At 42.8% G+C, this 12,592-nt stretch carries 9 protein-coding genes; 6 read left to right on the top strand and 3 right to left on the bottom strand.

Going from position 1 to position 12,592, the window contains the following annotated elements:
- Positions 1-64: 64 nt before the first annotated feature.
- The 4 genes from AN391_RS12035 (at position 65) to AN391_RS12020 (ending at position 6,490) form a co-directional block, all read left to right on the top strand.
- Positions 65-1,591: a tryptophan halogenase family protein gene (locus AN391_RS12035; RefSeq protein ID WP_055015622.1), complete on the top strand. Its 1,527-nt coding sequence runs from the start codon at positions 65-67 to the stop codon at positions 1,589-1,591.
- A 12-nt stretch (positions 1,592-1,603) separates the two neighbouring features.
- Complete coding sequence (locus AN391_RS12030; protein ID WP_055015621.1) at positions 1,604-2,365, top strand: SapC family protein; 762 nt, start codon at positions 1,604-1,606, stop codon at positions 2,363-2,365.
- A gap of 81 nt (positions 2,366-2,446) precedes the next feature.
- Positions 2,447-3,925 carry an SLC5 family protein gene (locus AN391_RS12025; protein ID WP_055015620.1) on the top strand — a complete coding sequence of 493 codons (1,479 nt, stop codon included), beginning with the start codon at positions 2,447-2,449 and terminating at the stop codon, positions 3,923-3,925.
- 432 nt (positions 3,926-4,357) lie between these two features.
- A complete protein-coding gene (locus tag AN391_RS12020) occupies positions 4,358-6,490 on the top strand; it encodes an alpha-galactosidase (protein WP_055015619.1) in 2,133 nt (710 codons plus the stop codon).
- Positions 6,491-6,543: 53 nt separating this feature from the next.
- Here the strand turns inward: AN391_RS12020 and AN391_RS12015 are convergent, their stop codons facing one another.
- Positions 6,544-7,245, bottom strand: a complete 702-nt coding sequence (locus AN391_RS12015) for a FadR/GntR family transcriptional regulator (RefSeq protein WP_055015618.1) — start codon at positions 7,243-7,245, stop codon at positions 6,544-6,546.
- 177 nt (positions 7,246-7,422) lie between these two features.
- On the opposite strand from AN391_RS12015, the gene AN391_RS12010 reads away from it, so the two are divergent.
- Positions 7,423-8,181: an SDR family NAD(P)-dependent oxidoreductase gene (locus AN391_RS12010; RefSeq protein ID WP_055015617.1), complete on the top strand. Its 759-nt coding sequence runs from the start codon at positions 7,423-7,425 to the stop codon at positions 8,179-8,181.
- Between the two features lies 1 nt (position 8,182).
- Entirely contained in the window at positions 8,183-9,133 is a 951-nt protein-coding gene (locus AN391_RS12005; protein ID WP_055015616.1) for a 2-dehydro-3-deoxygalactonokinase, read from the top strand.
- Between the two features lie 87 nt (positions 9,134-9,220).
- Here the strand turns inward: AN391_RS12005 and glpD are convergent, their stop codons facing one another.
- Positions 9,221-10,726 carry a glycerol-3-phosphate dehydrogenase gene (gene glpD / locus AN391_RS12000; RefSeq protein ID WP_055015615.1) on the bottom strand — a complete coding sequence of 502 codons (1,506 nt, stop codon included), beginning with the start codon at positions 10,724-10,726 and terminating at the stop codon, positions 9,221-9,223.
- A 198-nt stretch (positions 10,727-10,924) separates the two neighbouring features.
- Positions 10,925-12,427: a glycerol kinase GlpK gene (gene glpK / locus AN391_RS11995; RefSeq protein WP_055015614.1), complete on the bottom strand. Its 1,503-nt coding sequence runs from the start codon at positions 12,425-12,427 to the stop codon at positions 10,925-10,927.
- Positions 12,428-12,592 lie beyond the last annotated feature (165 nt).

The following is a 12,592-nucleotide window of genomic DNA, read 5'->3' as shown; positions in this document are numbered from 1 at the left end:
AATGCCCGAAAGGGCATTTGTTGTCTAATCGGTTATCAATAAAGTACTCAAAGAGTAGTCCGTTATGAATAAAGCAATAAAAACAATCGCCGTAATTGGTGGCGGTACAGCAGGATGGCTGAGCGCTGCAATTATCGCTTCGTATCACCAAGGTAATAAGGGTGATGGCTTAAAAGTGATGTTGGTAGAATCATCTGATATTCCAACAATTGGTGTAGGTGAAGGTACCTGGCCCACGATGAAAAACACGCTTCAGCAAATTGGTTTGCGAGAAGTGGACGTATTTAAAGCCTGTAATGCCACCTTTAAACAAGGCGGAAAATTTGTAAACTGGACACATGGCAACAACGATTTTTACTACCATCCCTTTACGGTACCGCTAGGCTACGGCCGTATAGATTTAGCCCCCTATTTAGATAATGTTGAAAACTTTGCCCAGCAAACTAATTTTCAGCACGATATTTGCGAAGCAAACTTAGCGCCAAGAGGCATTGCACAAGGTGAGTATCAAGCTAATTGTAATTATGCATATCATTTAGATGCCGGTGCCTTTGCGGAACTATTAAAGCAACATTGTAAGAGCAAACTAGGCATTGAGCATATTATTGGCACCGTTGAACAGGTAAAGCTTGATGAAAGCGGGGCTATAAACACCCTTACCTTAAAAGATCAAACCCGCACCATAAACGCCGATTTATACATAGATTGCACGGGTTTTTCATCGCTGTTATTAGGCCAAGCCCTTAACGTGCCATTTAAAAAAATGGACCACGTATTATTTAACGACAGCGCCCTAGCTATGCAAGTCCCCTATGAAGAAGGCGATGAGTCACTGGCAAGTCATACCATTGCCACCGCACAAAATGCTGGGTGGATTTGGGATATAGGCCTAACGCATCGCCGTGGTGTAGGGCATGTATATTCAAGCAAGTTTTTATCAGATGAAGAAGCCGAACAAAACTTACGTAACTATTTAGGTGATGCCGCTAAAGGTTTAACCGCCCGAAAAATAAATTTTGAGTCGGGTTACAGAGAAAAGTTTTGGCACAAAAACTGTGTTGCAGTGGGGATGTCGGCAGGGTTTGTAGAGCCGCTTGAGGCAACCGCCATTATGTTGGTTGAAATTTCCTCTCGCTTTGTTGCAGAGCATATGCCAGCCGATACCCAAGTAATGCCCATAGTTGCAAAGCGCTTTAATGAACAAATGGATTATCGCTGGCAGCGTATTATCGACTTTTTAAAACTACATTACATGCTAACTAAGCGCCCAGAGCCTTATTGGCAAGCGCACGTACAACCGCAAAGCATTCCGCAAAGCTTACAAGAAGACTTATTGCTTTGGGGCGCACGTGGTCCACTTATTCAAGATTTTCATGGCGCATTAGAGCTATTTCCTGCCGCCAGTTACCAGTATGTTTTATACGGTATGGGCTTTAAGCCTGACTTTACTAAGCAAGCGTATTTGTACTCAAACGATGCGCAAGCAAACCAAATAATTGAACGTAACAGCCAGCTTACACAGCAGATGTTGCAAACGTTGCCGCCTCACCGTGCTTATATTGAGCAGTGGCTTGCGGCTAACCCAGTTTAAGGATGTGTAACTATGGCAATTAGTGAACTATCAAATACTCAACACCAAGCAATAAAAATTAACCCTAATGCGGGTGTTGAATACGCAAAAACACAGCATTTAGTCAATCTACGTGCAAACGAAGTAGCAAAAGCTGCCTGCGATTTACCTATTTTTTTAGCGCGTAATGCACACAACGGCAGCTACACTATTTCGGGCTTAACCAGCTTTAGTGCTGGGCAAAGTTTATTTGTGAGTAACAATCACTGGCAAGCGCTTTATACGCCTGTGTGCATGCAAGCCCAGCCGCTTTATTTACTCACTCGTGAGGCAAATAGCAGTGATTACTTTATTGCTATTGATGAGCAAAGCTCAGCCGTTAACACGCAGCAAGGCGAGCCGTTATTTGATGCCAAAGGCAACCCAAGCCTGTATTTAAGTGCGCAGCAAAAGCTACTAGAAAACGATTTAAAAAATGATTACCAAACGTATCAATTTACCCAAGAAATTGCCCGTTTAGGGCTTATCAAAAACATAGATATTGTTTTGCAGTTTGAACAAGGCGAGGCGCAAACTATTCAAGGTTTGAGCACTGTTGATGAAGATAAACTGCAAACTTTAGACAGCGATACCATTGCCAATTTACACAAACAAGGTTACCTAAGCGTACTTAACAGCATGCTTATTTCGTTGTTTCAGTTAAATGCGTTAGTAAAGCGTCATAACCAGCATCCTGAACTTATGCCATTAAAACAAATTAAGTTAGAACTAAGTCGAGATGCTCACGCACTGTAAGGTGCAATTTATTATTTAGCCTTCATAGGCTAATACGTTCACATAGACAGACATTGCGTTTAACGCGCTGGAGACACACACATGTCAGACAACATTTTGCAGTTGGTGGTTTTTTTCTTTGTAACCGCCTTAATTGGTGGGCTTACATATTGGAAGTGCCGAGGCCAAAACCGTAATAGTGGTGATAATCAAACAAAAGAGTATTTTTTAGCAGGCGGTGGCCTTACTTGGATGTTTGTTGCAGGTTCAATTACGCTCACAAATTTAAGTACCGACCAGCTGGTGGGCATGAATGGCAATCAAATGGCTTTGCTCGTGTGGTGGGAATTAGCGGCTATTTTAGGGCTTATTATTTTAGCCAAAGTATTTATTCCTGTTTATTACAAGTACAACTGTACAACCACCACAGAGCTGTTAGAAAAACGCTACAACAATAAGCATATTCGTGCTGTTATTGGTGGCTTATTCTTTTTAGGTAACGCGCTAATTTACATGCCTGCGGTTATATATTCTGGTGCGCTATTTATGCAAACCATGTTTAAAGTTGATATTCCGCTAATGTACATAGCGACCGCATTTGCATTGGTAGGCGCTATTTATGCATTTTTTGGAGGCTTACGCGCGGTTGCTGTATCAGATACTTATAATGGTTTATTAGTGTTAGGTATGGCAATACTGGTTGTATTTTTAGCGCTTAATGCGATTGATTACGACTTTAGCGACATTCCACAAGAGCGCTTAACACTTATTGGTGACGCTGACTCGCCAATCCCATGGCCTACGCTTTTAACCGGTATGATCTTTATTCAAATGTATTACTGGGGAACTAACCAAACCATTACCCAGCGTGCGATGGCTGCGCCAAACGTTAAAGAAGCGCAAAAAGGGATATTTGCAGCAGCGGGTATTCGCTTTTTAATTGTTCCGGCAATTGTGGTGTTACCGGGTATTATTTCGTACAAACTGTATGGCGACATTGGCGATGCAGCTTATGGCCGAATTGTAGGAGACGTAATGCCCGCATGGTTAACGGGTGTGTTTGCTGCAGCAATGGCAGCAGCCGTGCTTTCTACTTATAACAGCTTATTAAACTCTGCAACTGCATTATATGTGTGTGATATTCACGAAGCATACTTTAATAAAGAACCAAGTGTAGTAAAGCTAAGTGGCTACGTTACGTTGTTACTTACTAGTTTAACGCTTGTGCTTGTGCCTATTTACCAGCAAGCCGACAGCATTATTAACTTACTACAACAGTTAAACGGCTTATTAAGTATGCCTATATTCTCAATTTTTGTCGTGGGCTTATTGTTTAAAAATGTGGATGCGCGTGCAGGTATTGCCGCGGTTATTTTAGGTGTGGTTATGTATGGCATGCTGACATTTGAAAACTCGCCGCTACATACGGAACTACACTATATTCACTTAATGCCAATTACACTTATTGTTTGTGTAGCCTTTGCACTAACCGTTAATAAAGTGGTATTTGGTTTAAATGCACAGTGGTCAGGTAAATCTCCCGTTATTGAAGATACGCCCCAAGTGCACGCACCAAAATAACCAGCAGTAAAAAGTTAAATTACTTTTTATTAGCCAGTTAACACATTACTAAATCGGCCTAAGGTAACTTAGGCCGATTTTTATTTATTAAATTAACCTACACTACACGTAGAAAATCCACCTATCACTCGTTGCGACTTTGAGCGCTAACTACGTAGAGATATTACAAAATTGCCCTGGCTGAAAGTCTGCTAAATAAATATTGCTGAAGGTGTTGTTAAATTTTTTAACCTCAGTTTAATTTAATTACTGGTACAGCCAGTAATAATATTGGCTAAATTACAGTGTAAACACTATCTAAAAGTAATTTGTATGATATATACTATTATTTTAAAATCACTGACTGCAATTTGATGCAGTAAGCGGCGAGTAAGCACACAAATAATGTACTCGCGTATTAAACTCATCTTCATTAAAGAGGACAGGAGAATCATGGCTGATATTAAACCATTCTTTCGATTAGACAGCGCAAACTGCACCGTTATTTTCGACTGCCAGAGCAAAACCCCAGCGTTACTTTATTTTGGTAAGCGTTTATCTGAGCAAACAACTGAAACAATGCTAACTCAGCTTGCGACTCGTCAGGAAGTAAAATGTGCCGTGGTTGAAGAAGCACCTATTTCTCTTTCTCCGCTATTAGGTGAAGGTTTTACTGGTGCACCCGGTTTAGAGTTGAGCAACGACACAATTGCTTGGTCAGTTGGGCCAAAGCTTCAAGAAGTTCGTCAGCCTTGTGCGTCAACCCTTGAGTTTGTAAGCGTAGATGAGCTTCGCGGTATTGAAGTTGTGCACAGTATAACGCTTGATAGCCACACCGATGTACTAAGTGCGCACACGGTTTTAACTAATTTAAGTGATGCACCGTTAAGCGTTAATTTTTGCGCCGCACCCACGTTCCAATTACCCGATAGCATGAACAAGCTAGTGAGCTTTGAGGGACGTTGGTCAAACGAATTTCAACGCCAATCGGTTGATTTAGTGCTAGGCAGCTTTGTTCGCGAAAACCGTAAAGGTAAAACCTCGCACGATGTATTCCCTGGTTTACTAGTACACGCTGAAGGCGCAGGCGAGCAACAAGGTGAGTGTTACGGCTTTCATTTAGGTTGGAGCGGTAACAACAAGCTACGTGCAGAGCTACTACCTGAAGGGCGCCGTTATGTGCAAATGGGCGAGTTATTATTACCTGGCGAGCTTACCCTTGCCAAGGGCCAAACGTATCAAAGCCCAAGTATTTATGGCTCGTTTTCGAGCGACGGCTTTAGTGCACTGTCGCGTAACTTTCATCGTTTTGTTAAAGCTAACTTACTTAGCCAAGCACAGCGCGAAAAAACACGCCCAGTGCATTACAACACGTGGGAAGGCATTTATTTTGACCACGATGTAGACACGCTAAAGCAATTAGCCGACAAAGTAGCGCCATTAGGTGTGGAGCGTTTTGTACTAGACGACGGTTGGTTTAAAGGCCGCCGTGGTGATTATGCAGGCTTAGGTGATTGGACAGTAGATTACGAAATTTATCCAGACGGCCTATCGCCAGTGATTGATCATGTAAACAGTTTAGGCATGGAGTTTGGTATTTGGTTTGAACCTGAAATGGTAAACCCTGACAGTGACTTATACCGCGCTCATCCTGATTGGGTATTAGGCTCAGAAAATAACGAACAACTTAGCTTTAGAAACCAGCTGGTGCTTGATTTAACGCGTACAGAGGTTGTTGAATACCTATACAAAGCGATTGATGACATTTTAGTTGAATACCCAACAATTAAGTACATTAAATGGGATATGAACCGCGATATTAACCACGCGGGTAACTTCTCAGGCAAGCCTGCAGTGCATCAGCAAACACTGGCACTGTATCGTTTAATTGACCGCATTAAAGCGGCGCACCCAGGCCTTGAAATTGAAAGCTGCTCATCAGGCGGTGCCCGTGTAGATTACGGCGTGCTTGCACACACAGACCGTGTATGGACGTCAGATTCTAACGATGCACTTGACCGTCTTGAAATTCAACGTGGTTGTTCTTTCTTCTTTCCATCGTCGGTTATGGGTGCACACGTAGGACCGCGTGATTGTCATATCACAGGGCGTAATGTCAGTATTGAAATGCGTGCTGCGGTATCACTGTTTGGCCACATGGGTATTGAAATGGACCCACGGGAACTGACCGATCATGAATACAATGCGCTTAAAGCGGCTATTGCGCTACACAAAGAGCACCGTGACTTTATTCATGCAGCCGATTTGTATCGCCTCGATAGCGACGATTTATCAATTAACTTTGGTTTAATCGACGAGCAAAAATCAAAAGCGTTATTTGCGTATAACAGTGTACGCGAAACACCGCGCACTGCGCCTAATAAGCTTCGTTTTGTTGGTTTAGATGCAGATACGCAGTACACACTTAATTTAGTGTGGCCTGTTAAATTTGAAGAATACCGACCTTCGTCTATTGCCGCTGTTAACGGACAAACATTTACCGGTGAAGCGCTGATGGAATTTGGCCTACAAATGCCAATTTCATTCCCGCAAACATCGCTTATTTTTGAGCTTACTAAAGTATAGCAAGCAGCAAAAAGGGAGCTCATTAGCTCCCTTTTTAATTACTCGAAAAATTATTAATCGAGTTTAGATTCAATCAGCTCAAGCGCTTCTTCTAAAATAGTTTCTACTGCTTGTTTAGCGCGCTCTGGGTTACGCGATTTAATCGTATCTAAAATGTCAGCGTGCTTTGCAACGTCCGCCCCTGGCACACCTTTAATATGATTGGTATAGCGAATACTTACACGTAGCGCGGTGCTAATAAATTCTGTTAACTGCACAAAAAAACGGTTATTACTGGCCACTAAAATACTAGTATGAAAAGCAATATCTGCCTCTAATGGGTCATCTAAGCCTTGATCTGCATCGGCCATACGGGCAAGTGCGTTGTCTATTTCAGCAAGTTGTTCGGCGTTGGCATTTTCAGCAGCTAAGGCGGCAGCTTGTGGCTCAAGTGCTACACGTACTTGTGTAAACTCTTTTAATAAAGAAAGTGACGGTTTACTGCTTAAAATCCAGCGTAATACGTCGGTGTCAAACATATTCCAGCTGCTTTCTGGCAGTACGCGAATACCTTGCTTAGGGCGAGAAGATATTAAACCCTTAGCAGAGAGCATTTTGACGGCTTCGCGCGTGGCACTGCGACTCACATCGTATTTTACGCATAGGTCAGCTTCTGAGGGCAGGCCTTCGTTAACTGGGTATACGCCACGCACAATTGCAAAGCCTAAATCATGGGTTAATTGTTGTGTTAAGTTTTGACGAGGTTGGCTTTTCATTGAGCGGTATCCGAGTGAGTTATTGCTTTATTATATATCATATATCATATTAATGTACGAAAGGATATGTTATAAACTTTGCTAAAGGCAAGTATTTTAACACAGCTGTAATAGTAATCTCTTTAGCAAATAATTATAAGTACTAAGAGAAGCAGTTTGTATTATGGAGAAACGCATTTGAATAATCACGCTCAGTACCCCAGTATTTCTGGCAAAGTTGTTTTTATTACTGGGGGGGCTTCAGGCATTGGCCGAGCAATGGTAAAAGCATTTGCCGCTCAGTCTGCCAAAATAGCCTTTATAGATATTAATAACGACGCTGCTCAATCTCTTATTGCCTCATTGCCTAACGCTAAATTATGGTTTAGACAGGTTGATGTTACCGACTCAAATGCTTTGCAGCAATCTTTGGTAGATGCATGCGCTGAACTAGGGGCTATCAATGTTCTGGTAAACAATGTAGCCAACGACCGCCGCCAAGCCAGTGAAGATGTTACTGTCCAAGATTGGGACCAATGCCTACAAATTAACTTAAATCCGGCGTTTTTTGCCTCGCAAGTTGCTATGTCTTTTATGAAAAGCGAAGGCGCGGGGAGTATTATTAATTTTAGCTCTATCAATGCCATTATGGGGCAGCCGCAAATGGCGGGTTATGTTACAGCAAAGGCTGGCTTAATCGGCATGACTAAGGCACTTGCTCGCGATTATGGTGAGTTTGGCATAAGAGTAAATGCTATCTTGCCGGGTTGGGTTGCCACCGACCGCCAATTAGCCAGTTGGTTTACTAAAGAAGAGCAAGTGAAGTGGATGGAAGCCATGGCACTTAAAAAGTTAGTAACCCCTGAAGATGTGGCTAACTTGGCACTTTTTTTAGCTGCCGACGAAAGCAGTATGATCACAGGTCAAGGCATTAAAATTGACGGTGGGAGGCTCTAAGTTGCAGCACTTAAACCTTTTTATAGCCGTAGATTGGGGCACGAGTCATTTACGCGCTTATTTATGCAGCGTAAATACCACAGGGCAATTAACGCTAATTGCTCAGCGCGACGGCCCAGGTGTGATTAGAGATAAACAAAATTTTGAACACACTTTAATTGGTGTCGTTGCACCATGGACCAGTGAATACGGCGTTTTACCTATTTATATGGCTGGGCAAATCACCTCAAGTATTGGCTGGAAAGAGACCCCTTATTTGGCGTGCCCTATAAACCCCGAAAGCCTACTCAGTGGCGCAATTAACTTTGATTGCGCAGGTAATAAAGTCAGTGCCTTGCCTGGCACAAAGTGTACATTAAAAAACAATTTATTTGATGTAATGCGCGGCGAAGAACTGCAAATTTTAGGGTTTTTAAAACAAAATCCGACCTATCAGCACGGTGAGGTACTCATTTGTTTACCCGGTACCCATACTAAATGGGTGCTGTTAAAAGATGGCCATATTATCTGTTTTAAAACCGCAATGACGGGCGAATTATACGACTTGCTATGCCATCAAAGTGTACTTATTCCTAACGATTGTGAGGCAGGGGAGTTTGATTGGCATGCCTTTGAGCAAGGTTGTGAACTTACCCTAGGCAGTGACAGCGGTAATTTGGCGCATGGTATTTTTAGTGTCCGTACGCGCCAGCTTTCAAAAGAGCTAACCCCCGTGCAAGCCAAGGCGTATTTGTCGGGCGTGTTAATAGGTAGTGATGTACGCGCAGCACGCCATGCCAGCGAATGGCAATTAGTGAATAACTCTAAAGTGGTGGTTATTGGCACAGAGCAACTAAATACCTGTTTTACCCATGCGTTAAATTGCATTGGTGTGCAATGTTTAGAGTTTGACGTGAAAGAGGCTACGTTAAGTGGTTTTAACTACTTATTTAATAGTAATAAAACCAAGTAAATATAAAAAAGCCCCTAATATTGATTGTGCAATTATTGGGGGCTAGTTCTTAAATTAAGTAAGGGGGAAATTGGCTGTAGCCTGCTGTCAGGCTGTTTTAGCCCCTTGGTTTTGCGCAATATAATGATTAAGCGTGGCCACTTGCGCGTCATTAAAACGCAGGCCTAATTTACTTCTGCGCCATAAAATATTGTAAGCGTTGCCCGCCCATTCTTCGTTTAGTAAGTAATCGACTTCTGCTGCAAATAAGCCATGGCCAAAGTCTTGGCCTAAATCACTTAGCTGGGTTGCATTGCCTAAAATTAATTTTGCACGAGTCCCGTAGGTACGTACAAAACGTTTAAGAGTGATCTCTGGTAACCAACTATAAGCCGTTTTAAGCTCATTAGTGAGTGCTTCTACCGAGCTAAAATCGCCACCAGGCAGTGCGCTGTGTTTAGTCCATGCTGCACTCATTTGCGGGTAAAACTCTTCAAGTTTATTCACCGCAGCTTCGGCAAGTTTACGGTAGGTAGTAATTTTACCACCAAACACACTTAACAGGGGTGTGTGTTTGCCTTCGCTTGATAGCTCTAACTTGTAATCTCGCGTTACTTTTTGTGCATTAACTGACTCGTCATCAAGCAGTGGGCGCACACCCGAAAAGGTATGTACTATGTCTTCGCGCTTAATGTGGTTTTTAAAGTAGCTGTTAGTAATATTAATTAAGTAGTCGATTTCTTCATTGCTGATTTTCACATCTTGCGCTGCGCCTTTGTGTTCAACATCGGTGGTGCCTACCAGTGAGTAATCATCTTCAAACGGTATAACAAACACAATACGCTGATCTTTATTTTGTAAAATATATGCTTGTTTTTCATCGTGAATTCGCGGCACTACAATGTGGCTGCCTTTTACAAGGCGAATATTTTGAGGTGACTTTTCTATCAGGGCTTCGTCAAATAGTTTAGCAACCCACGGACCTGCGGCATTTACAATGCCTTTGGCTTTAATCGTCTGTTGCGACTTAGTTTGCGGTTGCTCAAGCGTTACCTGCCATTGGTTATCAATGCGTTTTGCACTGACACACTTGGTTTGCGTAGCAATGGTCGCGCCTTTATCTTGAGCGGCTAGGGCGTTTAAAATAACTAAACGAGAGTCATCAACCCAGCCATCTGAGTATTCAAACCCTTTTGTAATTGAAGGTTCTAATACGCTGTTTTCACCAAACGTAATGCCACGCGAACCAGCAAGTGTTTCGCGCTTAGCTAGGTTGTCGTACATAAATAAGCCAATGCGGATCATCCATGCTGGGCGTAGGTGCGATTGGTGCGGTAGCCTAAAGGTGAGCGGCCACATAATGTGCGGGGCATTTTTAAGCAGCACTTCACGCTCTGCAAGTGCTTCTTTTACTAATCTAAATTCGTAATGCTCAAGGTAGCGTAAACCGCCGTGGATCAGCTTAGAACTATTTGAAGACGTTGCACTGGCAAGGTCTGATTGTTCGCACAAAAGCACCTTTAATCCTCTGCCTGCTGCATCAGCTGCTATTCCAGTGCCGTTTACACCGCCACCGACGACAAGTAAGTCGTATTCGTTATCTGCTAATTCCACCGAGCTAACCTTTTTATTTGTAATATAAATAAGACATATAACATCATAAAGCGGCGGTTCTTATTTGACAATAGATAACCGCGCTTTTTGCGTGTTAATTTTTAATCCTGATCTTTTTAAAACATACAGCGTACAACGCGCTATTTAGCTGACTTTGTTTATGTTTGATAAGCCGCCAACTTTATTAGCGGCTAGTTTTTATTGCTGTTGGCAATCGTCACTAGATAAACGCACTTGCGCTACACAGTGCTGCCATTTTGCGTATAAATCATTACGCTCGTCAGCGCTCATTACTGGCTCAAAGCGACGGTCACAGGTCCACATTTTTGCTAATTGCTCCGTTGACTCATACACACCGGTTTGTAGGCCTGCTAAGTATGCTACGCCTAAAGAGGTGGTTTCGGTCACTGTTGGGCGCTCTACGGTTGCGCCTAAAATGTTTGATAAAAAGGCAAGTACCCAGTTATTTTTAACCATACCGCCATCAACCCTTAACACACTTGGGCGTAAGCCATCACGCTCCATTGCTTTTTGTAAGTCTTTGGTTTGATATCCAACCGATTGCAACGCCGCAGCCACAATGGTGCTAATGCCTGAGTCGCGCGTTAAACCTAAAATAGCGCCCCGTGCATTTGGGTCCCAATACGGCGCACCTAAACCTGTAAACGAAGGCACTAAAAATACCCCATGGTCGAGCGGTACATCTTTTACTAACGATTCGCTCTCGCCGGCATGGCTTAATAGTTTTAAGCCTTCAACAATCCACTGCATAGTGGCGCCTGCCATAAAAATACTGCCTTCAATGGCGTAAGTAGGCTTACCATTTAATCTATAAGCAACCGTAGTCAGTAAGCGGTTTTCAGAGGTAAGCGCTTTTTCGCCGGTATTAAGCATTAAAAAACAGCCCGTACCATAGGTGCTTTTCGCCATGCCTTGTTCAAAACATGCGTGGCCCACAAGGGCTGCTTGTTGGTCGCCGGCAATACCACATACACGTATTGGCGCGCCAAAAATATCGTCGCTGGTTGAGCCAAATTCGTCGGCTGAGTCCATTACTTGCGGCAGCATAGATTCAGGAATTTCGAATAAATCGAGTAACTCTTGATCCCATTGCTGAGTATGGATATTAAATAACATAGTGCGTGATGCGTTAGTTGCATCGGTACGGTGCTCTTTGCCACCCGTTAGGTGCCAAAGTAAATAGGTATCAACGGTGCCAAAAGCCAGTTCGCCTGCAAGGGCTTGTTCGCGTGCGCCTTCTACGTTGTCTAAAATCCAGCGTACTTTAGTAGCCGAAAAATACGGGTCTAGTAGTAAGCCGGTTTTATCGCTTATGGTTTGGCAAAGCTCGTCAGTGCTTAGGCTTTCGCAGTAATCGCTGGTGCGGCGGTCTTGCCACACAATGGCGTTATAAATTGGTTTGCCGGTTTTTTTGTTCCACACTAAGGTGGTTTCACGTTGGTTGGTGATACCAATGGCAATAATTTCTTCAGGCTTTACGTTTTTATCGGCTAGCACTTTGCGGCTGGTACTTAGCACGGTTTGCCAAATATCGTTAGGGTCGTGTTCTACCCAGCCATTTTGCGGAAAATGCTGCGAAAATTCTTGCTGTGCTGTACCAAAAACGTCTGCATCTTTTGTAAACAAGATGGCCCGAGAGCTTGTGGTTCCTTGATCAATTGAGAGTATGTATTTGGACATGATATTTATGTTATTTATCTTATCTTATATATGACTAGATTGCCTTTAACTAAGATTAATGGCAACGATTTTTTCTTAAAATAGCCGTTTAAAAAACAAACATACTGTTTTTATTTGCTAACTCTTTTAAATAACAGGTGTTTATAGCAGCATTATTTTAAGTCC

Source organism: Pseudoalteromonas sp. P1-13-1a (assembly GCF_001401875.1).
GTDB lineage: Bacteria > Pseudomonadota > Gammaproteobacteria > Enterobacterales > Alteromonadaceae > Pseudoalteromonas.
This window is presented reverse-complemented; position numbering and strand designations above follow the sequence as displayed.